Raw genomic sequence first — 23,137 nt, 5'->3', positions numbered from 1 at the left:
GGAAGGCGTCCGAGACAAAGACTCATTTCAGCGCGGCAACGAACTCCGGGTTTCATTTCTTGAACAGCAACCTTCTGCGCTCGGTCATATATGTGGCGTCCATCTTCGGGCTCTACCTTGCGACGGCCATGTTTCTGCCGGCACTGACCGATCTTTATTACGGCAATGACGACTGGATGGTGTTTGCGCTTTCGGGTTTCATGTGCGGCGGCTTTGCACTTGCATGCGCGCTCGCGACCCGCGGACCGATCACCTCCTTCAACAAACGTTTCGGCTTTCTGCTCGTCAACCTGCTCTGGCTGGTGTTTTCCATCATCGGCGCGGTTCCGCTCTATCTGTCGGAACTCGACCTGACGCCCGGTCAGGCGATCTTCGAATCCGTTTCGGCCATCACCACGACAGGATCGACGGCCATATCCGGCCTCGACAACGCGCCGCAGGGCATCCTTCTGTGGCGATCCCTGCTCTGCTGGCTCGGCGGTATCGGTATCGTCGCCCTCGGTCTCTTCATCCTGCCCCTGCTCCGCGTCGGCGGCATGACCTTCTTTCGCATGGAATCTTCCGATACCGGCAACGACCGGCCCTTCGCGCGTCTGGCGAGCTTCACACGGGCTTTCGTGGCGATCTACATCATCATGACAATCGCCTGCACGGTGGCCTTCGATTTTGCCGGCATGTCGCATTTCGATGCGCTGAACCATGCCATGTCGACCGTCGCGACCGGCGGCTTTTCCACCCATGACGCGTCATTCGCCTATTTCGACAATACCGCGCTGCTGTGGATCGCCACGATCTTCCTGATATTCGGCAGCCTGCCCTTTTCGGTGATGATCCTGCTTGCCGTCCGCCGCCGGCTGGAGACGCTGCGCGACCCGCAGATCGCCGTCTTCCTCGGTTATCTCTGCGCGATCTCCATTGCGGTGGGCGTCTATCATCACCTTAGAAACGGTGTGCCGCTGGACGACGCGCTCAGCCATTCCTTCTTCAACATGACCTCTATCCTGTCGACCGGCGGTTTTGCCAGCGACGACTACACGCTCTGGGGTCCCTTCGTCGTCGTCGTCGCCTTTTTCGCGACCTTCATGGGCGGCTGCTCCGGCTCGACGGCGGGCGGCATCAAGGCCTATCGTTTCCTCATCATCTTCAATGTGGCGCGGGCCGGCTTGAAGAAGCTGATCTATCCGAATGCCGTCTATTCGGTGCGCTACGGCCAGCAGGTGGTCGATCCGGAAACCATCCGCACCATCTTTCTGTTCATCAGCTGTTTCATCGCGCTGTGGATTGCCGGCAGCCTTGCCATGAGCCTGATGGGTTATGATTTCCTCACCGCCACATCGGGTGTTGCGACGGCGCTTGCCAATGTCGGACCCGGCATCGGCCCGATCATCGGGCCTGTCGGCAATTTCTCCACGATCAGCGACCCGGCGCTTTATCTCCTGTCGGTCCTGATGCTGCTCGGGCGTCTGGAAATCCTGACGGTTCTGGTGCTGCTGATGCCGATCTTCTGGCGCAGCTGATCCGGCGATACACATGTTGCGCATGCGCGAATAAAGCGCTTGACCTTCCCACGTTGGAATAGTCCAGGCTCCTCCCGTTAGAATTCCAAACCATGGAGAACCGCCTATGTGCACCGCCCATCAGCATCACCCCGAAACCACTGCCGCACCCGTCGATGCCGACCTTTCTTTCCACGTTGAAGACATGACCTGCGGTCACTGCGCCGGTGTGATCAAGGGCGCGATCGAAAAGACCGTTCCCGGCGCTGCCGTGCATGCCGATCCGGCAAGCCGCACGGTCGTGGTTGGCGGCGTCTCCGATGCAGCGCGTATTGCCGAAATCATCACCGCCGCTGGCTATACGCCGGAAGCACGCGCCTGATCCGAAAAGATGCCGGCGGCGCTTTCATCCTGCCGCCGCCGGGTCGCGCTGCCTGCCCCGCTTCGCGCTGAACCTGCGTGACAGCCGTCGGACGAGATCAAGCTTCGTCCTTCCACACCTCCCGAACAGATATCTCTACCGAAGCCGGCGGCGAAGGCTTCACGCCTCTCGCGTCATCCTCGGGACAAGCCCGAGGATGACGCCGGAGTGTTTGGCGTAGCTCGTCATTCCAAATCAATATCACGCACATTGTCCAGAAATTTGGCCCGGACGGCAGTGGGCCTGATCCGGCATCCAGCCACGGCGTGGCGGCACCATATCAGCAATATGGCCCAGCTCTTGCGAGCCGGGCCATACCTCGTCAGCAATGTCATGTCGGCTTATTTCACCGCCAGATCCTTAGTCATGATGAAGTAGTTGATCGGATGAGGTTTGAAGTTTTCGACCTTGTCCGAATAGGCATCGAAAGCGGTCTCGTGGATGAGGTAGACGGTGACGGCTTCGTCGTAAACCCTCTTCGCCGCCTCGGCATAGATGGCGTAACGCTTGGCCGGCTCAGCCGCCGCATAGGCCGATTTGATCAGCTTGTCCGTCTCCTCACTGCAATAATGCGAGATGTTGTAGCCGCCTCCGCAGGTGTAGTCGGCGTTGAGGAAACCGATCGGTTCTGCAACATCAGTGGCATAACCGCGTGACAGAAGAACCATGTCGAAATTACCGGCCAGGAGATCGGGCTCGATCGCAGTGTAATCGGCAACACGCACATCGACCTTGATGCCGATTTCCTGCAACTGGGCCTGGATAACGGCGGCAACATCCTTGAGTTCGGTTCTCTCAGTGTAGGCGAGAAGCGTCAGCTTCAGGCTGCCGGGAGCAATTCCCGCCTCTTTCAGCAGAGCCTTCGCCTTCTCTACGTCATAAGCGGGTGTGACATCTTTCGGCGCCCACGGCTCTCCCGGTGCGAAGGGCATCGTTGCGGGTTTTACCACGCCTTCATAGATGCTGTCGGCAATACCGGCGGTGTCGATGGCAGCCCGGATCGCCTGCCGAACCTTGATATCCTTGAACGGCGGCTTCGAATTATTGAGCAGCATTTCCGTAATCCGGGGCACGGTAATCGGCGCAACCTTCACACCCTTCGTGGCTGCAATGGTCTTTACCGCCCAGGGTGGAATCACGCGCGAAATCTGCACTTCACCGCTTCTTATCTGGGTGGCGCGCGTATCGGCATCCGGAATAAAGTTCACGCGGCCGCCCGAGAGCTTCGGCATGCCGTTCCAGTAGTCATGGTTCGCGGTCAGCTCCATATATTGGTTGGCATCGACCTTGGTGATCTTGAATGGCCCGGTGCAGGTTCCGATCGGATCGACCTTGCCATCCTTATAGGCGGATGGCGCGAGGATCGAAGTCGCCGGGCTTGCCATTTGCGCCGGCAGCAGCACCGATGGCTCGATGGTCGTGATCTTCACGATATCGTCGCCACCAGCATCGACGGCAGCGATCAGCTTGGGCGAAAAGGCGCGAGCCGGAACGGGCGCTTTGAGAAGATTGGTGAGTGCATTGACTGCGGCCGCAGCGTTAAGCGGCTCGCCGTTCTGGAACTTCACGCCCTTGCGCAGCTTGAATTCCCAGACCTTCGGTGAGGTTTGCGTCCAGGATTCGGCCAGCCCGGGCTCCAGTGCGGTGTCATAGCCGACGCGGACCAGGCTTTCGAAACACCCCGCGCGCGAACCGAGATAGGCATCGTCGGAAGCCATCTGCCAGCCGGTCTTGACGCCGGTATAATCGTCATAGGTGATCGTTCCGGCTGTCGCCGCCTGCGTCCCAAACGAGACCACAACGGCGCACGTCGCCAAAAGTGCGTGCTTCATCATAGAAGACTCCCCTTTTATTTTTGATGACAACGCTCACAATTCGTACATTTTCTCGAAATTTCACTCAATAATTACGAAGACAACAAGAATACTCTATGGATATCTCTCGATTATCCATTCGAATATTATCTATTTTACGTTTTATACTCGGAATTTTATTCCGATATTAATTCGCAAACACACGATTCATCTGTTTTTACAACCACAGAAAACTGTAACTGCGTTGTCCTTCAGCCCAATTCCCGCCAGCGATGGCAGCGGGCAAAATGCTCGCCGGAAACGCCTTCCAGAACGGGTTCCACCTCGCCGCATATCTCGGTCGCATATTTGCAGCGGGTGTGGAATTTGCATCCATCAGGAGGATTGAGAGGGCTCGGCAGATCGCCGTCCAGAAGCATTTCCGGTGCATATAACCCCGTCTCGTCCAGCATCGACGATGCTATGAGAGCCTTGGTGTAGGGATGCTTCGGCGCCCGGAAAAGCTCCTCCCGATCAGCGATTTCAACGACGCGCCCGAGATACATCACCGCGATGCGATCGCAGAGATAACGCACCACGCGCAGATCGTGGGAAATCATCAGAACCGTCAAACCGTGACGGCGCTTCATGTCCATTAGAAGGTTCAGTATCTGCGTCCGCATCGAGGCATCGAGCGCCGATGTCGGCTCGTCGCAGACGAGGAAGCTCGGATTGAGAAGCAGCGCACGGCCGATGACGACGCGCTGCAACTGGCCGCCGGAACACTGGCTCGGATAGCGATCATAAAAAGAGCCGTCAAGACCGACCTCTTCCAGCATCCGGAAAACCCGCGCCGTGCGTTCCTCGCGGGTGCCGATGCCATGCTGGGCAAGCGGCGCTTCCATGCTCTGGCCGATACGCATGCGCGGATCGAGTGCCGAATAAGGGTCCTGAAACACCAGTTGCACGACCCGGCGCATGCGCCGCAGCGCCTCGCCCTGCATATGCAGCATATCGTTCTGCCCGATGCTGACCTCGCCTTTGGTTGCGTGGGTCAGCCGCGTGATCAGCCCGGCAACCGTGCTTTTGCCGCATCCGGATTCACCAACAAGGCCCAGCACTTCCCCCTCGCCGATCGTCAGGGAAACATCGTCGACGGATTTCACCACACGGTGACCAAAGCCCGATATGGGATAATATTTGCAGAGGTTCTTCGCGACCACAAAGGGCCGGCTCCTGTTTTCCGCGGGTGGCGGGGTCTGTGTCGTCGCTGTCGATAACATTGTCGCCCTCCCTCAGCAGACCGTGTGGCTGGCATGATCATGAGCGGCATGATCGTGACCGACCGCCCAGCATCGCGCCTTGCGCCCTTCGGGCAAGGCATTCAGATCCGGTTCCGACGCCATGCAGCGGCCGCCCATGCCTGCCGAGTTGGCAAGCGTGCAGCGCGGATGAAACCGGCAGCCGCAGGACATGTCATGGGCCTGCGCGCTCGAACCGGGGATCGTCAGCAATTGCCCCTCGCTGTCGGTGGTCAGGAGTGAACAGCTGATGAGCGCCTTGGTATAGGGGTGCTGCGGCGCCTTGAGGATCGCCTGGGTCGGCCCCTCTTCGACGATGCGGCCAGCATACATGACCGCAATCCGGTCCGCGAAAGCAGCGACGACCGAGAGGTCATGGGTGATGAGCAACGTGGCAAGCTGGCGCTTGCGGCGTTCGTCATCAAGCAGGCGGAGTATCTGTGCCTGAACGGTGACATCGAGCGCCGTCGTCGGTTCGTCGGCGATCAGAAGCTGCGGATTGCCTGACAGTGCGGCGGCAATCATGACACGTTGCGCCATGCCGCCGGAAAGCTCGTGCGCGAAGCATTGCGCCCGTGCTGAGGGATCGGGAATGCCGACATCGGACAGGAGACCGACGACCCGGTCCAGCGCCGCATGCCGGCTCATTTTACGGTGGATCCAGAGTGGCTCGGCAACCTGCGTCCTCACCCGGCTGGTCGGGTCGAGCATGGCCTGCGGTTGCTGGAACAGCATGCCGATATCGGCACCGCGCAGCGCGTCGAGTTCGGAGGATGAAAGAGCGAGAATATCGCGCCCGGCAAAGGAAATGCGGCCGGAATTGATTTCCGCGCCCTGCGGCAAAAGCCGCATCAGCGACAGGGCCGTCATGCTCTTACCCGATCCGGATTCGCCGACGAGAGCGACGACTTCTCCGGCGTTGACGGAAAGCGTCAGGCCCGAAATAACAAACTTGCGGCCGTTTTGCGCCGGCACAGAAACGTGCAGATCCTCGATCTCCAGAAGCGGTGCGCATTCGGGAGACATGGCCGTCTTGGCAAGCGTTTGTCCTTCGATATTCATAAGAGTTCCCCTTATTTTTATTGAATCGGAGGCATTCACGAATTTTCATGCGGCTTCAGACGATATTACTCTCCTTCCTGTTCCGTTGCGTCACGTATGTTTGACAATCGTCAAATCCGTCATTGCCCGCCCGCAGGCGTCAATGACCGTTGGTTTTCTTTGTTTCCAGATTGAGGCCATGGCCGATCCACGTCACGCTGAGCGCTGCAAGGAAGATCGCCAGACCCGGTGCGATGACGAGAACGGGCATCCGCTCCGCATAGGCCTGCGCGTCGGCCAGCATCAGCGCCCAGTCGGCGGCCGGCGGCTGTACGCCAAGGCCCAGAAATGACAACCCGCCCACCGTGATCAGCTTGTGGCCAAAGCGCAGGAACGCCACGGCCGCAATAGGCCAGATCGTGTTGGGAATGATATGCCGGAAGATGATGAAGCGCCTTGTGCAGCCGAGCACCTCGGCGGCACGGATATATTCACGCGAATTGATCGAGAGCGTCAGCCCCCGCGCCAGCCGCGCAAAAGGTGTCCAGCCGACGATGGTCAGCGACGCGATCAGCGTTCCGTATCCCGGGCCGAAGATGGCCACGAGGAAAATCGCGATCACGACATCAGGTATGGCGATGAGCAGGTCCACGATGCGCATCAGCACCTCGTCGAGGATGCCGCGACTGCGGCCGCTGATGATGCCGATGAAGGTCCCGATCACGACAGAAAGAATGACGGTGATGGCGGCAATGGTGACCGTGAAGCGGCCGCCGATCAGCAGCCGGCTGAGCACATCGCGGCCCAGGTGGTCCGTTCCCAGCCAGTAGAGCGCGCTTGGCGCATTCAACCGCAGACGCAGATTCTGCTTTGCCGGATCATAGGGTGAAATCCACGGCGCGATCACCAGCAGCAGGATGATGACGAGAAAAATCGCCGCTCCCGCATAGAAGGTCCAGTGCCGGCAGCGGATGAAATCCGTGAAGCGGGACAGGCTAGAGGGGCGCTTGGGCATGGTCATCGGCATGGCAGCGGCTGGCGCGCTCGGAAAGAGGCTAGTGGTCATGGTGACCTCGCATTGCTGGATTGATCAGGACATAGAAGCTGTCGGCCAGGGTATTGACCAGGATGGACAGGGCCACGATGCAGATGAAACCACCCTGCAGCATCGGGATGTCGCGATTGACCACGGCGTCGTAGAGAAGCCGGCCCATGCCGGGAATGGCGAAGATCACTTCCACGACCACCGATCCGCCAAGCAGCCCCGCAAGCCACAGGGCAAAGAAGGTGACCACCGGCAGCGAGCCGTTGCGGATGCCGTGGCGCATGACCGTGCCATGCATGCCAAGGCCGCGGCTGCGCGCCGCCGTGATATAGGGCGCGCGCAAAACCTCGGCCATGGCGGCGCGCGTCACCTGCGTGAAATAGGCGAGCGGCCGCAGCGTCAGGGTCAGTGCGGGAAGCACCAGGGAACGCCAGCTATCCCATCCGGCCGAGGGCAACCAGCCGAGATAGAGCGCAAAGACCAGCGCCGACATGGGCGCGAACCAGTATTCGGGCGTTGCGACGAAGGTCTGGATCATCAGCGTCGCGAAATTGTCCAGACGACCGCCCGGACGCATCGCCGCCAATGTGCCGAGCGGCAGGGCGACGGCGATCGCGAACGCCAGCGCCGTCAGCGCCAGCGTCACCGACACCCAGAGCGACCGCATAAGCTCGGCAGCGACAGGCTGGCTGCTTGTGAAGGAAAACCCAAGGTCGCCACGCAAGGCATTCGACAGCCATGCGAAATATTGCACATAAAGCGGCCGGTCGAGCCCGAGACTGGCCCGGAGCGCCTCCACTGCATGTGGATCGAGCGCCGTATCGCGCATGCGTGAAAACAGGATGGTGCGGGCCGGATCGCCGCCCGCCATATAGGGCAGAAGAAACGCGATGACGGAAACGATCGCCAGCATCAGGCACAGAATAAGGAAGCGCTGTATTATCTGTATCCACATGGCCCTGTCTCCTTCACAGCAATTGGCATTTCCACTGCAATCGACGCTCGCCCCCAAAGGGAAAAGCCGCTTATTTCGCCAGGCGATGTAAATCCATCACCGGCCCGGACGTACCCTTCAGCATGCCGGACCGTTTGGGCACGACAGCCACCGGTGCAAAATCGACATTTTCGGAATGGGCCAGATCCTGAATGATCGGGCACTCCGGCTCACCATTGTCGGGGCAATAGGTTGCAAGGTTTCGAAGCGTGTCTGCCATCTCCCGAAGCGTGTGCATCTTCGCTTCCAGATCGACGACATGTTCCATGACGATGCGTTTGACATCACAGGAGGCGCCACCCGGATCGCGCCACAGGGTCATGAGCTGCCTGATCTTTTCGATGGAAAAACCGAGATCGCGTCCGCGGCGGATGAAGCGCAGCGTTTCCAGATCATTGGCCGTATAGACCCGGTATCCGGAATCCGTGCGGTTTGCCGATTTGATCAGACCGATCATCTCGTAGTGCCTGATCATCTTTGCAGAAACGCCGGAGGCGGTGGCGGCTGTGCCAATGTTCATCGATCCTGCTCCTATCTTTCCGGGGTGAAAAATACATCTGCATGAATGTCTGTGGCGCGCATGCCGCGCGCCAGAAGCTGCGGCACCGTCGCCTCGATCATGGCCGGCGGTCCGGCAATATAGGCTTTCCAGCCATCGAGATCGTCGAAATCATCCGCCACCGCCGCACCGACATAACCGCACCTGATATCGGCATGGTCTTCATGCGAGAGAACCGGAACGAAGCTCAGATTGCCATGCCGCGCGGCAAGATCTCCGAAGCGGTCGAGCATATAGAGATCACGCTGAGCGCGCGCGCCGAAATAGACATGAACCGGGCGTTCACGGCCCGTTGCAAGTGCTGCCTCGACAACCGCCTTGACGGGGGCAAGCCCCGACCCGCCGGCAATGCCGAGGATGGGCCCACAATGTTTTTCCCGCAGGAACGAAGAACCGAAAGGCCCCACGATCGTCACGGGGTCACCAGCCCTGGCGAGCGAAAAGATGCGGCCGCTCGTCATGCCGCCGGGAACGTGCCGGATGTGAAATTCGATCAGTTCCTCATCCACCCGGCTGGCGATGGAATAATCACGCGGCGAACAGTCCGCATAAAGCAGGCGCACATATTGTCCGGGCTTGAAGGCAAACTGCCCGCGCTCGTCGAGCCGGATACGGATGAGCTTGATATCGTGTGTCGCATCCACCACTTCCGCCACCACGCCCTCAAAGCGGCCGGTCGGAATATCGGCGATCTCATCCGCCCCATCGAGCCAGCTGATCGTCATGTCGCTTAACGGCATGGCCCGACAGGCGAGCGTCAGACCGTCCGCCTTTTCCTCTTCGGTCAAGGAGAAGGGCGTGTGCTTGAGAAGATCGATCTCGCCGGAAATGAGATGCGATTTGCAGGCCCCGCAGCGGCCCATGCGACAGCCATGCGGATAGGTGACCCCTGCGGCCAGCGCGGCCTGAAGCACGGTCTCCCCCTGCGCCGCCAAGATGCTGCGCCCGATCTGCGGCAGAAAGATTGTGTTGCCAGGCGTCATCACATCCGCCTCCTATTCGGCCGCTGCGAGCTGCATGCCCGCTGGTCTGTCCACCAGCGGTGCACGGAAGCTTTTCAGGCGCAGCGCGTTCGTCAATACGAAGACGCTGGAAAGCGCCATGGCTCCGGCAGCAAGGACAGGCGACAGCAGAACGCCGTTGACAGGATACAATATTCCGGCCGCCACCGGAACGAGTGCAGCGTTGTAAGCGAAGGCCCAGAACAGATTCTGGCCGATATTGCGGATGGTCGCCTTGGAGAGCGCGATGGCGTTGGCAACGCCGCGCAGATCGCCAGACATCAAGACCACATCGGCACTTTCAATCGCGACATCCGTGCCCGTGCCTATGGCAAGCCCGACATCGGCCGCAGCAAGCGCTGGTGCATCATTGATCCCATCCCCGACAAAGGCGACACGTCGCCGGCCGGCAGCAAGCCTTTTGACGGCCTCAACCTTGCCGTCGGGCAGCACTTCCGCCACCACCTCATCAATACCGAGACGGCGGGCTATAGCTTCGGCAGTGCGGCGATTGTCACCGGTGATCATCGTGACCTTGAGGCCCAGCGCATGCAGCGCCGCAATCGCCTCCGGGGTCGTCTGCTTGATCGGATCGGCAACAGCGATGATCGCGGCCAGCCTGCCATCGACGGCGGCATAAAGCGGCGACTGCCCTTCCCTGCCCAGCCTTTCGGCATCATCGGCAAACATCGCGACGTCATAACCGAGCTTCGTCATGAACCGGTCTGCGCCTGCTTCGACCCTGCGGCCGTCAACCATGGCTGCAACACCAAAACCGGGGGTCGCTTCGAAACCTTCCGCATCGGCAAGCGTCAGGCCGCCATGTTTCGCCGCCTCGACGATCGCCTCCGCAATCGGATGTTCGGAATGGTTCTCCAGCGAGGCGACGAGGCGAAGCACCTCATCCGCATCGAAGCCCTGCGTCGTGGTGAAATGCACCAGCTTCGGCTTGCCGAGCGTCAGGGTGCCGGTCTTGTCAACGGCAATCACGTCGGCATCGCGCAGCGTCTGAAGCGCATCGCCGCGGCGGAATAGCACGCCCATCTCGGCGGCGCGGCCGGTGCCGACCATGATCGAGGTCGGCGTGGCAAGGCCCATGGCGCAGGGACAGGCGATGATGAGAACCGCAACCGCGTTGACGAGCGCGAAGGTCAAGGCCGGATCAGGCCCAAAGATGAACCAGACGGTGAAGGTGGCGAGTGCGGCCAGCATGACAGCCGGCACGAACCAGTTGGTGACCTTGTCGACCAGCGCCTGAATGGGCAGCTTGTCGGCCTGCGCCTCCTCCACCATGCGGATGATCTGGGCGATCAGCGTATCGGCACCCACCTTGGTTGCACGGAAGGTGAAGGAGCCATTGCGGTTCACCGTGCCGCCGACAACCTCGGAACCCGCCGCCTTGGTGACCGGGACCGGCTCGCCAGTGATCATCGATTCATCGACATAAGAAGAACCGGTGAGAACCAGCCCATCGACCGGCACTTTCTCGCCGGGGCGAACGACGATCACATCTCCGGTGCGCACATCCTGCAACGGCACATCGACGGTTTCACCATCGCGCAGCACGCGGGCGGACTTCGCCTGCAGGCCGACGAGCCGCTTTATCGCCTCGCTGGTGCGGCCTTTGGCGCGCGCTTCCAGAAAACGTCCGAGAAGGATGAGTGTGACGATGACCGCCGCCGCCTCATAATAGACATTGGCCGTGCCATGCGGCAGGATTTCGGGCAGGAAGGTTGCCACCACCGAAAATCCCCAGGCGGCGGCGGTGCCCAATACGACGAGCGAATTCATGTCCGGCGCCAGCCGTAGCAGTGCAGGAATACCTTTTTTAAAGAAGCGCAGGCCGGGGCCGAACAGGACCAGTGTCGTCAGCACAAATTGCAGATACCAGCTTTCCTGCATGCCGACCGTTTCCATCACGAATTCATGGATGGCGGGCACCAGATGCGAGCCCATCTCCAGCACGAAGACTGGCAACGTCAGCGCAGCGGCCACGGCAAGGCTGATTTTCAGGCCGCGCAATTCCGTAGCGCGTCTATCCTGCTCCACATCACCGGCTTTGTCGGCGATGATTTCGCTCGCCGTATAGCCTGCCCGCTTGATTGCCTCCGCCAAGATGGCTGCAGAGGCGGCATTGCCGGCAACGCGAATGGTGGCACGCTCGGTCGCCAGATTGACGGTCGCATCGGAAACACCGGAAACAGCCTTCAGCGCCTTTTCAACACGACCGACGCAGGAGGCGCAGGTCATACCCTCGATATCGAGTTCGATGGTTTTTTCTTCGACGCCATAGCCCGCATTGCGGACCGCCGCGATCACGGCCGGCACGTCGGGCTGCCCGGAAAAGGAGATATCAGCGCGTTCCGTCGCGAGATTGACCGAGGCCTTCAGAACGCCCGGCACCTTGGCAATCGCCTTTTCCACGCGGCCGACACAGGAGGCGCATGTCATGCCATCGATCGCAATCTGGTGACTCGCCCGGATCTCCATTTGTGACATGCGTATGACCCCTCTTTTCTTGTGTTAAAAAAAAGATAGGGCTTCCCATCGTGGCAAGGTCAATAGGGTCTTGTTGATGATTTTCAAGAAGAGATGACGCACCCGTGAACGGGCGTTTTTGATGCCGGCCCGGGAGTTAGGCGCAGAAACGGCAGATCAGGAAGAAAGTGGTGCGGACGGCGGGCATTGAACTTCAGTAAAGCCACGTAAGGTCTCGTCATGTTGTGTCTCTATCCCCTTGATTCCCAGTCTATCCACTGTAAATCCGTGTCACCTTATGTAATAAATGGTCACGGTAAGTCGCGCCTGAAAAGGTGGATAGAAAGGTGGACGGATGGCCCGCACCCTGAACAATCTTTCCGCTCTTGCGGTCAAGAACGCCGCCGCCGGCAAATACGCTGACGGCGGTGGGCTTTGGCTGGTGAAGCGTGAGGATGGCGGCGGCCAATGGGTCTTGCGCCTCACTGTTCACGGCAGGCGCCGCGAAATGGGCTTGGGCTCGATTTTGGAAGTCTCATTGAAGGAGGCCCGCGAAGAAGCCGAGCGCTGGCGCGCAGTCGCTCGATCCGGCTTGGATCCAATTACCCAGCGCGAGAAACAGAAGCGAGAGGCCGTCAAACGCCTTCACCTCTTAAAAGACGTTGCCGAGGATGCATTTGAAAGCAGGAAGGCAGAACTGAAGGATGACGGCAAAGCGGGACGTTGGTTCAGTCCTCTAGAGCGACATGTTTTGCCTAGGCTTGGTAAAACGCCGGTTGCCGAGATCGAACAGACGCAAATTCGCGATACACTCTCGCCCATCTGGCATACCAAAGCGGCCACGGCTCAAAAGGCACTTAATCGCCTGGACATTTGCATGAGACATGCCGCAGCTCTTGGTCTCGACGTCGATTTGCAAGCGACGGCCAAAGCGCGAGCCCTCCTCGGACAGCAGCGGCACGACGCAACTAATATTCCCGCAATGCCTTGGCAAGACGTGCCAGCCTTCTACGAGCTCCTCTCTGGCGGCTCGATAACACATCTCGCTTTGCGCCTTCTAATCCTTACCGGCGTTCGCTCGCGACCACTGCGCTTCTTGCATGTTGACCAGATCGACGGGGACGTGTGGACAATACCCGGGGAGACAATGAAAGGCCGGAAAGGCAAGACGGCAGACTTCCGCGTTCCCCTGCCCTCTGAAGCGCTTGAAATCGTGAAAGCCGCCAAGCCTTTGGCTCGCGATGGGTTTCTTTTCCCCAGCGTCAAGAAAGGCGTCATCTCTGATGCCACGATGTCCAGGCTGATGGAGCGGGCTAAAATGCCATATCGCCCCCATGGCTTCCGTTCGTCATTAAGGGACTGGATCGCGGAAACGACCGACACACCACATGACGTCGCGGAAACGACTCTCGCACATACCGTCGGCGGCAAAGTGGAACGCGCGTACCGGCGCACGGACTTCCTAGAACAGCGCCGAAAGCTGCTTGAACGCTGGGCAAAGCATGTGACTGGCAAGAGCGGTCAACTCGTCCGACTAGTGGTGGAAGGATAGAGATTTTCGAACCCGTAGGGATAAGACGGCCATCCGACAAGCCGGGTATGCACCTCCGGTTTCCCTACGGTCTCAAAGGTGCGGCAAGGTGCATGCATGTCAGAAGATGAAAAGGCCCAAAGCGGGGGTCGAACATACAATTACGCCAAGGGTGAATTAGGCGGGGCTGCTGAAGCATTCCTGTCTAATCTTGTTGACCTTCGAGACCGGACGGACCCAGCCGATGGGGCAAGTTCAGAAATTCGCAAGGATCTAGCCGCCTTTGACGCTCTGATATTGGCAGGAAATCTGGTGCAGACAACGGCTCAATGGGCAATTGACCATCAAGTGGGGCTTGCATTGGAGGGTTTGGATTTCGTTCCCCTTGCGGGATCAAAGACTAGGGGGCTTCCTGATTACATCGAGGCAAGAAAGAAGGTTGATTCTCACCGCCACGAGATAGCCGGTACGGAAATAGGCTCCCCATTTACGAGCCCGCCCGGCCGCAAGCTCACAACAGACCAGCGCCGCGCGGTCGCAATATCGCTCCTGCGTGCCAATGTCGGTGGCTTTCCTGATGGGATTGCGGAGGAGCTGTGCGAAGCGCTTGAGGCGCTTGCTTTCGGCAAGGTTGCTCCAATACTTCAGCCCGTCAAAGGATGGAGGAAAGCGGGACTGCTTCGAAAACGAGAGCAGTTGAACGCGGTATGCTTCGCTTTGTTCAGGAGTGGCACAGGGATGAAGGCCGGCGATGCGTGGCAGCAAATTGCGCAAGCCTACAGCGTAGATCGCGAGACGCTTCAGGGGTGGCGCAAGGATGCACGCAAGGAATTCGGGATAATTCACGTTTCGAGACAAGAGGAGTATGCAACGAACGCCGCATCCCATATTGCCGAAATCCGAAACAGCCAACCGGCAGAGGCATTCGACATGCTGCAAAACCATCCACGTTTCGGCAACGCCGAACTCTTGAGGTCCGTTGAGCGCTTCAAGGTGGCCGTGCAAACGGAGCCAGCCAAAGCAAGAGGCACCCGACGAAAGCTCAAAGCTGCAAGAGCAAGTTAGAAAACTCGCGTCTTCTAACCTAAAAACCTGTTAGAAACGCATTCACTTATAACCAAAAAACGTGTTATTTATCATGGAGATAAACACAAAGACTAGGGGCGGATTATAGCCCAAAGTCTGACCTCGTAATCATACGACAAACGAGGTCACACCATGACACCATCTCGCATTCAGCCTGCCGATCCGCTCCTGACGGACAAGGAAGCCGCCGCCTATCTAGGCGTGGCTCGCCAGACGGTATGGGCCCATGTCAAGCGTGGCATCATTCCCCAGCCAGTCAAACTTGGCGGCATCACCCGCTTTCCGCTTTCTGATATTCTCGGCGCCATTGAAGCCGCGAAACAGCAGCGCGCCGCTTGAGGTTTCGCCATGAAAACGGAAAACCCGGCAGCGCTGGCAGGCGCTAAACCGGGTTCCAATATCAATGCTCTTTCGCAGGGGCTTGATGCTTGGAACCCTACAGAAATCACCCCCGAAAATCAATCTGAATTGCTGGCGGTCAAGTCCGTCATGCGTCGGTGCCGTGTATCCTTCTGGCATGCGAAGACCATTTGCCAGCTCACAGGTCTTGGAGGTCTGGCAGCATGACGAAACGCATCATAACCACCGCTCGTATTCTTCCCGATGGTCAGCCTTTCAACGTAGTCGGCCGCTTCGGCTGGATGCTCAAAGCTTTAGTAGAAGCTGGGGAGCGCGGCGTCACCCCTATCGACCATCCGGCGCCCCGGCATTCCGCATATGTTCACCGTTTGAGGAAGGACTACGGACTGCTGATCGAAACGATAGATGAAAAGCATGGCGGTCCATACCCTGGCTCGCATGCTCGTTACGTCATTCGAACCGAAGTCGAGATTATCCCGGCTGAAGCCTCTGCCGCCGATGGGAGGGCAGCAGCATGAGGGAGCCAAATAATAACCCAGAGGTTATACGGGCAGCCCAATGGCTTGCCGAACAGAAGGAGCCGCCGCCCCAGGCGGTTCCAACCCTGAAGGCCCATTTCGGTCTTTCTGCCCTTCAGGCATGCGAGGCGTGCAAGCTGGCACAGAACTTCCGGCTTAATCGGAGGGTGTACGGCTGATGCGTGACTTTACAAAGGTTTCCCCGAAAATTTGGCGCAACCGGGCCTTCAAGGCGTTGCCGACCGATGAGGCCCGACTTTTGATGCTCTATCTGACCACATGCGAGCACCAAAACATAACGGGGTGCTTTCGCCTGCCTGAGGGTTACGCTCTCGATGATTTGGGATGGCAGGGAGAGCAATACCGTCACGCTTTAGCCGCCCTGACGGATTCCGGTTTGGTTATAAGTGACCCAGAAACTCTAGAGGTTTTTGTGTGCGGTTGGTTTGATACAAATCCGCCTACCAACAGAAAGCACGCGCTCGGCATTCAGCGTGTCATAGCGTCCATTGAGAGTGACGTATTGCGGGAAGCGGCCCAACAGGAGTTTGAAGTCTCACGGGACTTTCTGGACAAACAGGAAGCCGACAAGGCAGCCGCGAACGTGCTCGGTATGCCCGACCGGCTGGCCTCAACCAGATACCTGAATGGGGGGCTCCGATGATACCCTTTGCAAAGCCTATCCAAAGCCTTTCGATATACAGAGATGGAGATAGAGATGTAGAGGGAGATGGAAACAAGACCGAGAAAAAGACAAAAACAAAGAAAAAGACTTTTTACGCGAAAACGAAAAAATCGGACGCTCATTCGCCGAAAGGTCTTTTTGCTCTTGATGGGGCGAAAGCCTCAAGGTCTCGTTTCTCTGCCATGCACCTCTCAACAGGGAGGGTTACAGCATGAGCCATCCCTTCCCCATCCTCATGCGCCGCTCTGAAGTCATAGACATGGCCGAAGCTGTGCGGAGAACAGGCCGCAGCAGCAAGACCATAACGAAATACTGCCGGGACCACGGCATAGGGCGGCAAATCGGTTCAGGCGTTCCTATCGAGATATCGGCCCCGGCGCTCGAAATGGTGATGCACGGGCTATGGGATGCGCTGGAGCTTCTTCGGGAAGGCAACCGGAGCGATTCGCGCGTGCGCCGGATTTACGACCATCTGGGCATTTCACCGTTCGAATAGGCGAAAAAAAGTTTGAAAAACTTCCAGTGGCTTCCGTTCGCTTCTACTGGCTTCCAATTTTCAAAGAAGCTGAAATGTGCGATTCTATCAATCAATTCAAACAGTAAGGCGAAAAGCCAATGACCCTACGCATGCGTGTCCTGCCGCGCTTCCCGGCAAAAATCTCCGGTTCTACGGGCATCAAGATTACCCGCCCGGCCGGAAGCACTGATCTGACGGTTTCGCTCGACGTGAGCGATATCGTGCGTGTGCCATCGGTTGCGGACAACAACAAGGTTTTCTTCCTTGCTTGGAATAGCGATCAAAACACCTACTCCATCATGAGCTTTGCAGACACCTTCGCGGCGGTGGTCGATACCGAAGGCTTCATGCTTCAGGCTGTCTATGACCCGCAGGGCATCGAGGATGATGCTTTCGACCGCGCCAACCACACGGGCGAGCAAGCCATTTCCACGGTCACAGGCCTGCAAACGGCGCTGACCAATCTCGGCAATACGGACACGGCGCTTTCGGCAAGCATCCTTGTGGCCGCCACGGGCCTGCTGAACGGCCTCACGCTCTCCAACAACGCCACTGACGCGACGAACGACATTGACTTCGCTGCTGGAGTCTGCGCGTCTGAGAGCGCCGTGGCGGCCGTTATGTCACATTCTTCCGGCACGGCTCAGCTTGACGTAGCTTTCGGCTCTGGCAACGGCGGCCGGTTCGACAGCGCCATATCAGACGGCACCTGGCATTGCTTCGTCATCAGCAATGGCACGACGGTTTCTCGTGGCTTCTCCAAGTCGCTCAACCCCATGGCGGAGCCGAACTATCCAAGCGGTTATACCCGATACCGCCGTGTAGGCTCCATCGTGCGCGTCTCCGGTGTCATCAAAGCCTTTGTGCAAGACGGCGATGAGTTCCTTTGGAAGGCCACCGTGAACGATGTGGCCGACAGTGCGCCCGGCACTTCAGCCAAGACGAGAAATTTGACCGTTCCAACAGGCTTCTCCGTTCGCGCTCGTCTGCGCATCCTTGTCGTCGGCGTGAACCAACCCTTCCGTACCATCGCCAGCAGCCTTGCGCAGAACGACGAAGCAGCCGGCTCAAACTCAAACGCAGGCGGCATCATGTCGGGCGTTGCCAATGGACAGGCGGCCGGGTCGATCACCATTCGAACGAACTCCAGCGGCCAAATCAGAACGCGCGGAGAAACCGCGTCAGGAAGTGAAATCTACGTCTACACCGAAGGCTACATTGACCGGCGAGGGAAAGACTGATGGCTAACCACGACGCAAAGCCGAAAACCAAGAGAGAGCGGCACGTTCCTATCGCGCTTCGGGGCGCGACTGTCATGGAAGGGTTTCGCGAAAACCTCTTCGACGCTGCGAACCGCTCGGGGATGACCCCTAATGAATTCGTGCTTCAGGCAGCCGCCGAGAAGCTCAGGGCAACTGGCCGCAATTTCTCGGGCTTATTTGCCCCCGGCGACCTCAAGACGATGGAGTGCAGATAATGGGTTTCCTCAGTTCCCTTAGCGGAAGCAAGACCGGCAAAGCCACCATGCAGGCATCCGACCAGAACAAGGACGCGCTGTTTGCGCTTCGGGCGACCGGCAACAACATTATTGCGGATGGTGAGAAGTCCGCACTTGGTGAACTGGACAAGGCCATCGGCGCCTATCAGCCGTGGGTGGACAGCGGTACGGCAGCAAACACGATGTACGGCAACGCCATCGGCCTGAACGGCGCGGACGGTAATGCAGCGGCTACCAGCGCGTTTCAGGCTGGCCCCGGTTATCAGTTCGCGCTTGATCAGGGCACGCAAGCGGCTCTGCGTGGCGCGTCTGCATCTGGCATGCTCAGCAGCGGCAACACGCTTACAGCGCTTTCACAGTACGGCCAAGGGCTGGCAAATCAGGAGTATGGCTCTTGGCTTGACCGGCTCTCCGGTGTCTCGTCTCAAGGCCTTCAGGCGGCTGGTGGGCAGGCTCAAGGCTATGGCGCAAGGTCTGGCGTCTATCAGGATTCCGCCGACGATCAGCTTAGCCTCGAAAGCGGCGTGACGCAGGGCATCATGGGCGCAAATAACCAGTGGGCAACCGGCATGGAGGCGAACAACACGGCGCGCGGCAGCTTCTTGGGCAAGCTCCTGAACGGCGGCGTCAGCGCCTTGACCGGCGGTAAGGTCGGAGGTCTCTTCTGATGGCAATTGCAAATCTCACCGTCGCCAATCCCATCATTCCCCAGCCCGACCATTCGTGGCTCGATAAACTGGCAGGCAATCTTCAAAACCTCGCGGTGAATGCCGGTGCTGGAAAAATCATCAACGAGGATTTAGCCGCGCGCGGTCTGGCTCCCTCCCCTGAATCCGGTGGCGGCTTTCTCGGCAAGTTGTTCGGGGGAGCCAACCAGCAACAGCCGCAGGCCACATTTACAGGCCCGGTTACATCCCAACAGATTCCCGGCCAGCCTGCTATTTCTGGACGCGCCGACTTGCAAGGCGACACATACAAACCGTTCATCGAAACGGTGCGCGCTGGCGGCTTGACGAACCCGTATGGGCTTGCTGCCGTCGCATCGACCGGCAAAGCGGAAAGCGGTTGGTCGGCTGCCAACGCAAACCGGACATGGAGCGATCCAAGCGAGAGCGGCCAGCCTGGCACGGCAGGCGGTATCATGTCTTGGCGTGGTCCGCGCTATCAGGCCCTTGCAGCGACTGGTGACCTTTCCCCCGAAGGTCAGGCGCGGTTTTTCCTTCAGGAAGACCCGAATCTTATTCAGGCCCTCAACAACGCTCGCAGCGTCGAAGAAGCGCAGCAGCTTATGAACAGGGCGTGGGCCTTTGCCGGTCACGACCGCCCCGGCGGTGAAGCTGCCCGGCGCATGGCGATGGCTCAGAACTATTACGCCAACGAATTCCGCAACGCCCCGGCCAATGGTGGGGCTGCCGCCATCGAGGCAATTGCCCCGCTTGAACAGGGCGACACCCGCGGGAATGAAACGGCTTACGTCGATCCCATGGTGAAGGTTGAACCGCGCGCCGACGCCGCGCCCTATACCATGGCATCGCCCACGGCTCCCGGCCAGCCGTCCGGCGCACCGATGCAGGTTGCGGATTCATCCGGCAGGGTCATCTCGCAACCGCAGTCGCAGCCCACCATCCCCGTCAACGCTGACCTTATCCGCCGCATGGTGCAGAACCCCATTACTCGGGAACGCGGGCTTGCTCTTTGGCAGCAAGCGACCGAAGGCCGAAAGATGGGCTTTGATTTCATGCTTGGCCAGAATGGTGACTTGATCCGCACCGACAATCAGGGCGGCGCAAGCGTTGTGGGGAATTTTGCAAAGCCCGATCGACAGGGCCTCGTCAACGCCGGCAACGGAGTTCTTTACGACCCGAACAGCAAAGAGTGGATCACCTCTCCCAATGCTGGCCAGCAGTTCCGGCAAGCCACGCCTGAAGAAGCAACCAAGTACGGTGCTCAGGCTGGGCAGTTCGGCCCGGATGGCAAGTTCTATCCGATCAACCCGCCGTCTGGCACGTCTTTGCAGGTTGACCCGACGACAGGAGCCGTCACTTTCAATCAGGGTGCTGGCGTCAAGCCTTTGACGGAAGGCCAGAGCAATGACACGGTTTATTCCACCCGTGCAACAGCAGCCATGCCTCTGTTGAACAAGCACGAGGGGGCGCTGTTGAGCCTTGGGGAAACCCTCGCCAACGGCATTCCGTTGAACCTTGGCAACTACGCGCAGACTGAGGAATTTCAGCTTGCCCGTGACGCGGGAAAAGACTTCCTTGCCTCTATTCTCCGCAAGGACACTGGCGCTGCCGTCACGAAGTCGGAAGAAGACCTCTATGGCCGAATCTTTCTGCCTCAGCCGGGTGACAAGCCCGCAACCGTCGATGCTAAGCGTCAGCGGCGCGCTCTGGCCGTGGAGGCTATCAAAGCCGGTATGCCACCGCAGGCAATCGCCAACATGGGCAAGGCGCTCGAAAACGCGTCGGCCTACGAAGGTGAGACCCCATCGCCTACGCCTTCCAAACGCCAAGCGGCTTCACCGGCTCCCGGTACAAACACGACATATCCCCGCGCCAAAAATCCCCAGACTGGCGCAATGATCGAACTCCGCAACGGTAAATGGGAAGAGGTGCGCTAATGGCCGATCAAACATATCCGCCGCTGCCGGAAGGCTTTGTTCTGGAGCAACCGGGTAACACCGGCCCGGCCGGAATGCCGCCCCTTCCCCCCGGTTTCGAACTTATGCCATCCGCAGGCCCCAGCCCCGCCGGCCATCCGTCTTTCGAGGAGGGGCAAGCGCTCCTCAACGCCGAAGAACAGCAGCAGCGCATGCAGGGCGCAAGCGGGACCATTGGTGCGACACTGACCGGCCTTGCCGATGGCGTGCCGATTGCCGGGCCTGCCTTGCTCGGTGCTGGTCAGCGTGGCGCGGCCATCGCATCCACCGTCATGAACGGCGGCACTTATGACGAAAACCTGAAGCAAGCGCAGGACATCACCCAGCAGGCACAGGACGCGCACCCGTGGATGACGACAGGGGCCAAGCTCACCAGCGGCGTTGCTTCACTCGCTCCCGTTGCCTCAAGCGCCCTTGGTGCGCGGGCGCTTGGCATTACGGGTGAAACGCTGGGAGGGCGAACGGTTGCGGGTATGCTGTCTGGAGGGGCCATTGGTGGCTCCGATGCTGCCGCCCGGAGCGGTGGCGATTTGACGGAGACAGGCAAAGGCTTGGCGCTTGGCACATTGTTTGGGGGGATTGCGCCCGCCGCCGGTGCGGCCATCGGCGCAGGTACTCGCAAGATTCTCGACTGGGTGCGCAGTCCCGGCAAGGGTGTCGAGCGCAACCTCGCCACGTCGCTTGCTGCTGATGGTCTCGATGACGCCGCCGCCCGTGCGCGTCTTACCGAGCTTGGCCCCGAAGGCATGATTGCTGACCTTGGCGATAATCTCCGTGGTGACCTCTCGGCCGTCACCACCATGCCAGGGCGCGGCCAAACCGTAGGACGAAGCGCGCTTAGCACCAGAGATGCAGGCGCTGGCCAGCGCATCACCGCTGATGCAAACGCCTCGCTTGGCAATGCTGGCGATATTATTGCTGACCGCGCAGCTTATGTGCAGCAACGCGCCGACGCCGCCCAGCCCCTTTACGACCGGGCTTATGCCGTGCCTTTGCAGAAGACAGAGGCCATGGACAACGTTCTGAAAACGCCAGCAGGGCAGAAGGCCTTGCGCAGCGCTCAAAGGACAGCCCAGAACGAAGGTTTGCCGATCGATCCGGCAAAACTCGACGTGCGCGGCCTGGATCTCGTGAAGCGAGAAATTGATGACCAAATCAGCGTGGCGCAACGGGCGGGCAAAAAGAACGAAGCGCGCGTCCTGACCACAATGAAGAACAAGCTCATCGAGGGCGCTCCCGGGGAATACAAGGAAGCGCTGAAGGCGTTTTCAGGCCCTTCCGGCATGATTGACGCCTTGGACAATGGCCGCTCAGTCTTTCAGCGCAGCGTTCACCCTGGCGAAGTGGCTGCTGAAATCAAGGCACTCAGCGGTGCCGACCGAGACGCCTACCTTCAGGGCGCACGCTCCGCGCTGGATGAGGTCATGATGAACGCCCGCAACGACGGCGGCGCAGCGCGTGCTATGTTCGAAAAGGGTGCGAACAAGGCAAAGCTCTATTCACTGCTGGGAAATGACGAGGCAAAGCGCTTCATCACTGCTCTTGATCGCGAAACTACATTCGCCGGCACTTCTTACGCCGCGACAGGTAATAGTGTGACGGCAGGGCGGCAGGCGGCCCAGCAAAGGTGGGGAAGCCAACAGGGCGGAGAGGGCCCATTGCGAGCCGCGCTCAACATGAACTTTGGCGATGCCGTTGCCGCTTTGGGCGGCAAACTCAATCAGGTCCAGAACGAAGCTGCCATGGCTGCCCAGCGAGGGAGGGCCGCTGATATCCTCACGGCTCGGGGACCAGCGGCAGCGGACCAATTGCAGAGCCTATCATGGCTTCGCAGGCTTCAGGCGCAGAACGCTGCGATTGGTGGCGGCGCTGGAACGGCTACGCAGGTGTTGGGGCTTTCGGCAAGCCCAGGCTTCCTTCAGTCGTTGCGGGAGCCACGTTGAGCGTTCCGTTTATCGACAATGCCAACGGCGTACATCAACAGTACGCCAATGACGAACCCCAAGCCGATGCCGATGCCGAAATCATCCGACACGCCATAGACCAGCCAGCGCACGGCAAACCACAGCCCGAGCATTCCGGCGCAGCAGATGACGACATAGGCGAGACGATAAGCAAAAACCGACATGCAAGCGACAATGCCCGATTTTA

General features: G+C 59.3%; 24 protein-coding genes. 15 read left to right on the top strand and 9 right to left on the bottom strand.

Translation table 11 applies throughout. The annotated features are described in order from the left end of the window. Positions 1–59 precede the first annotated feature (59 nt). Entirely contained in the window at positions 60–1,517 is a 1,458-nt protein-coding gene (locus tag DA915_RS06265; protein ID WP_003502258.1) for a TrkH family potassium uptake protein, read from the top strand. A gap of 106 nt (positions 1,518–1,623) precedes the next feature. Continuing rightward, positions 1,624–1,878: a heavy-metal-associated domain-containing protein gene (locus tag DA915_RS06260; RefSeq protein ID WP_003502257.1), complete on the top strand. Its 255-nt coding sequence runs from the start codon at positions 1,624–1,626 to the stop codon at positions 1,876–1,878. Between the two features lie 380 nt (positions 1,879–2,258). Here the strand turns inward: DA915_RS06260 and DA915_RS06255 are convergent, their stop codons facing one another. The 8 genes from DA915_RS06255 to DA915_RS06220 all read right to left on the bottom strand — a co-directional run bounded on the left by DA915_RS06255 (position 2,259) and on the right by DA915_RS06220 (position 12,150). Continuing rightward, a complete protein-coding gene (locus DA915_RS06255; protein ID WP_107675417.1) occupies positions 2,259–3,752 on the bottom strand; it encodes an ABC transporter substrate-binding protein in 1,494 nt (497 codons plus the stop codon). A gap of 230 nt (positions 3,753–3,982) precedes the next feature. Beyond that, entirely contained in the window at positions 3,983–4,993 is a 1,011-nt protein-coding gene (locus DA915_RS06250) for an ABC transporter ATP-binding protein (protein WP_020810787.1), read from the bottom strand. Positions 4,994–5,005: 12 nt separating this feature from the next. Further along, the gene (locus DA915_RS06245) at positions 5,006–6,073 is read right to left on the bottom strand and encodes an ABC transporter ATP-binding protein (RefSeq protein WP_107675416.1); all 1,068 of its coding nucleotides are present in this window, start codon (positions 6,071–6,073) and stop codon (positions 5,006–5,008) included. A gap of 139 nt (positions 6,074–6,212) precedes the next feature. Beyond that, on the bottom strand, positions 6,213–7,118 hold the full coding sequence (locus tag DA915_RS06240) for an ABC transporter permease (protein WP_060724071.1): 906 nt from the start codon (positions 7,116–7,118) through the stop codon (positions 6,213–6,215). Beyond that, positions 7,108–8,052 carry an ABC transporter permease gene (locus DA915_RS06235; RefSeq protein ID WP_026363441.1) on the bottom strand — a complete coding sequence of 315 codons (945 nt, stop codon included), beginning with the start codon at positions 8,050–8,052 and terminating at the stop codon, positions 7,108–7,110. Before DA915_RS06235 ends, DA915_RS06240 begins: the two co-directional genes overlap by 11 nt. A gap of 70 nt (positions 8,053–8,122) precedes the next feature. Next, positions 8,123–8,611 carry a Cu(I)-responsive transcriptional regulator gene (cueR, locus tag DA915_RS06230; protein ID WP_003502249.1) on the bottom strand — a complete coding sequence of 163 codons (489 nt, stop codon included), beginning with the start codon at positions 8,609–8,611 and terminating at the stop codon, positions 8,123–8,125. A gap of 11 nt (positions 8,612–8,622) precedes the next feature. Then, positions 8,623–9,633, bottom strand: a complete 1,011-nt coding sequence (locus DA915_RS06225; protein ID WP_107675415.1) for a 2Fe-2S iron-sulfur cluster-binding protein — start codon at positions 9,631–9,633, stop codon at positions 8,623–8,625. Positions 9,634–9,645: 12 nt separating this feature from the next. After that, the gene (locus tag DA915_RS06220) at positions 9,646–12,150 is read right to left on the bottom strand and encodes a heavy metal translocating P-type ATPase (RefSeq protein WP_192886422.1); all 2,505 of its coding nucleotides are present in this window, start codon (positions 12,148–12,150) and stop codon (positions 9,646–9,648) included. A 334-nt stretch (positions 12,151–12,484) separates the two neighbouring features. Here DA915_RS06220 and DA915_RS06215 point away from each other — a divergent pair, with 334 nt between their 5' ends. The 13 genes from DA915_RS06215 to DA915_RS06155 all read left to right on the top strand — a co-directional run bounded on the left by DA915_RS06215 (position 12,485) and on the right by DA915_RS06155 (position 22,929). Next, positions 12,485–13,681, top strand: a complete 1,197-nt coding sequence (locus DA915_RS06215) for a site-specific integrase (protein ID WP_107675413.1) — start codon at positions 12,485–12,487, stop codon at positions 13,679–13,681. A 96-nt stretch (positions 13,682–13,777) separates the two neighbouring features. After that, positions 13,778–14,725 (top strand): hypothetical protein, encoded by a 948-nt coding sequence (locus DA915_RS06210; protein WP_107675412.1) that lies wholly within the window; start codon positions 13,778–13,780, stop codon positions 14,723–14,725. Between the two features lie 153 nt (positions 14,726–14,878). Then, complete coding sequence (locus DA915_RS06205) at positions 14,879–15,085, top strand: AlpA family transcriptional regulator (RefSeq protein WP_107675411.1); 207 nt, start codon at positions 14,879–14,881, stop codon at positions 15,083–15,085. 9 nt (positions 15,086–15,094) lie between these two features. Further along, on the top strand, positions 15,095–15,313 hold the full coding sequence (locus tag DA915_RS06200) for a hypothetical protein (RefSeq protein ID WP_107675410.1): 219 nt from the start codon (positions 15,095–15,097) through the stop codon (positions 15,311–15,313). After that, positions 15,310–15,624 carry a hypothetical protein gene (locus tag DA915_RS06195; protein WP_107675409.1) on the top strand — a complete coding sequence of 105 codons (315 nt, stop codon included), beginning with the start codon at positions 15,310–15,312 and terminating at the stop codon, positions 15,622–15,624. The genes DA915_RS06200 and DA915_RS06195 overlap by 4 nt, the downstream gene beginning before the upstream one ends. A 178-nt stretch (positions 15,625–15,802) precedes the next feature. Further along, positions 15,803–16,288, top strand: coding sequence for a hypothetical protein (locus tag DA915_RS06185; protein WP_107675407.1), 486 nt, complete (start codon positions 15,803–15,805; stop codon positions 16,286–16,288). After that, entirely contained in the window at positions 16,285–16,524 is a 240-nt protein-coding gene (locus DA915_RS28645) for a hypothetical protein (protein ID WP_153064528.1), read from the top strand. The genes DA915_RS06185 and DA915_RS28645 overlap by 4 nt, the downstream gene beginning before the upstream one ends. Then, positions 16,521–16,805 (top strand): hypothetical protein, encoded by a 285-nt coding sequence (locus tag DA915_RS06180; RefSeq protein WP_107675406.1) that lies wholly within the window; start codon positions 16,521–16,523, stop codon positions 16,803–16,805. Before DA915_RS28645 ends, DA915_RS06180 begins: the two co-directional genes overlap by 4 nt. Before the next feature lie 230 nt (positions 16,806–17,035). Next, a complete protein-coding gene (locus DA915_RS06175) occupies positions 17,036–18,067 on the top strand; it encodes a hypothetical protein (RefSeq protein WP_153064527.1) in 1,032 nt (343 codons plus the stop codon). Next, positions 18,067–18,303, top strand: a complete 237-nt coding sequence (locus tag DA915_RS06170; RefSeq protein ID WP_107675404.1) for a hypothetical protein — start codon at positions 18,067–18,069, stop codon at positions 18,301–18,303. Before DA915_RS06175 ends, DA915_RS06170 begins: the two co-directional genes overlap by 1 nt. Beyond that, positions 18,303–18,992, top strand: coding sequence for a hypothetical protein (locus DA915_RS06165; RefSeq protein WP_107675403.1), 690 nt, complete (start codon positions 18,303–18,305; stop codon positions 18,990–18,992). Before DA915_RS06170 ends, DA915_RS06165 begins: the two co-directional genes overlap by 1 nt. Next, the gene (locus DA915_RS06160; protein ID WP_107675402.1) at positions 18,992–20,947 is read left to right on the top strand and encodes a hypothetical protein; all 1,956 of its coding nucleotides are present in this window, start codon (positions 18,992–18,994) and stop codon (positions 20,945–20,947) included. Before DA915_RS06165 ends, DA915_RS06160 begins: the two co-directional genes overlap by 1 nt. Continuing rightward, positions 20,947–22,929 (top strand): hypothetical protein, encoded by a 1,983-nt coding sequence (locus DA915_RS06155; protein WP_107675401.1) that lies wholly within the window; start codon positions 20,947–20,949, stop codon positions 22,927–22,929. Before DA915_RS06160 ends, DA915_RS06155 begins: the two co-directional genes overlap by 1 nt. Here the strand turns inward: DA915_RS06155 and DA915_RS06150 are convergent. Then, the gene (locus tag DA915_RS06150; protein ID WP_107675400.1) at positions 22,905–23,114 is read right to left on the bottom strand and encodes a hypothetical protein; all 210 of its coding nucleotides are present in this window, start codon (positions 23,112–23,114) and stop codon (positions 22,905–22,907) included. The two genes, DA915_RS06155 and DA915_RS06150, sit on opposite strands and share 25 nt — an antisense overlap. Positions 23,115–23,137 lie beyond the last annotated feature (23 nt).

This window comes from Agrobacterium sp. LAD9, from assembly GCF_003031125.1.
Taxonomy (GTDB): Bacteria; Pseudomonadota; Alphaproteobacteria; order Rhizobiales; family Rhizobiaceae; genus Agrobacterium; species Agrobacterium radiobacter.
The sequence above is the reverse complement of the archived record's forward strand: the minus strand, read 5'-3'. Positions and strand labels throughout refer to the sequence as shown.

Coding starts and splice junctions, on each gene's coding strand:
- DA915_RS06260 (WP_003502257.1), top strand. CDS start 1,624: ATGTGCACCGCCCATCAGCATCACCCCGAAACCACTGCCGCACCCGTC.
- DA915_RS06255 (WP_107675417.1), bottom strand. CDS start 3,752: ATGATGAAGCACGCACTTTTGGCGACGTGCGCCGTTGTGGTCTCGTTT.
- DA915_RS06250 (WP_020810787.1), bottom strand. CDS start 4,993: ATGTTATCGACAGCGACGACACAGACCCCGCCACCCGCGGAAAACAGG.
- DA915_RS06245 (WP_107675416.1), bottom strand. CDS start 6,073: ATGAATATCGAAGGACAAACGCTTGCCAAGACGGCCATGTCTCCCGAA.
- DA915_RS06240 (WP_060724071.1), bottom strand. CDS start 7,118: ATGACCACTAGCCTCTTTCCGAGCGCGCCAGCCGCTGCCATGCCGATG.
- DA915_RS06235 (WP_026363441.1), bottom strand. CDS start 8,052: ATGTGGATACAGATAATACAGCGCTTCCTTATTCTGTGCCTGATGCTG.
- cueR (WP_003502249.1), bottom strand. CDS start 8,611: ATGAACATTGGCACAGCCGCCACCGCCTCCGGCGTTTCTGCAAAGATG.
- DA915_RS06225 (WP_107675415.1), bottom strand. CDS start 9,633: ATGACGCCTGGCAACACAATCTTTCTGCCGCAGATCGGGCGCAGCATC.
- DA915_RS06220 (WP_192886422.1), bottom strand. CDS start 12,150: ATGTCACAAATGGAGATCCGGGCGAGTCACCAGATTGCGATCGATGGC.
- DA915_RS06215 (WP_107675413.1), top strand. CDS start 12,485: ATGGCCCGCACCCTGAACAATCTTTCCGCTCTTGCGGTCAAGAACGCC.
- DA915_RS06210 (WP_107675412.1), top strand. CDS start 13,778: ATGTCAGAAGATGAAAAGGCCCAAAGCGGGGGTCGAACATACAATTAC.
- DA915_RS06205 (WP_107675411.1), top strand. CDS start 14,879: ATGACACCATCTCGCATTCAGCCTGCCGATCCGCTCCTGACGGACAAG.
- DA915_RS06200 (WP_107675410.1), top strand. CDS start 15,095: ATGAAAACGGAAAACCCGGCAGCGCTGGCAGGCGCTAAACCGGGTTCC.
- DA915_RS06195 (WP_107675409.1), top strand. CDS start 15,310: ATGACGAAACGCATCATAACCACCGCTCGTATTCTTCCCGATGGTCAG.
- DA915_RS06185 (WP_107675407.1), top strand. CDS start 15,803: ATGCGTGACTTTACAAAGGTTTCCCCGAAAATTTGGCGCAACCGGGCC.
- DA915_RS28645 (WP_153064528.1), top strand. CDS start 16,285: ATGATACCCTTTGCAAAGCCTATCCAAAGCCTTTCGATATACAGAGAT.
- DA915_RS06180 (WP_107675406.1), top strand. CDS start 16,521: ATGAGCCATCCCTTCCCCATCCTCATGCGCCGCTCTGAAGTCATAGAC.
- DA915_RS06170 (WP_107675404.1), top strand. CDS start 18,067: ATGGCTAACCACGACGCAAAGCCGAAAACCAAGAGAGAGCGGCACGTT.
- DA915_RS06165 (WP_107675403.1), top strand. CDS start 18,303: ATGGGTTTCCTCAGTTCCCTTAGCGGAAGCAAGACCGGCAAAGCCACC.
- DA915_RS06160 (WP_107675402.1), top strand. CDS start 18,992: ATGGCAATTGCAAATCTCACCGTCGCCAATCCCATCATTCCCCAGCCC.
- DA915_RS06155 (WP_107675401.1), top strand. CDS start 20,947: ATGGCCGATCAAACATATCCGCCGCTGCCGGAAGGCTTTGTTCTGGAG.
- DA915_RS06150 (WP_107675400.1), bottom strand. CDS start 23,114: ATGTCGGTTTTTGCTTATCGTCTCGCCTATGTCGTCATCTGCTGCGCC.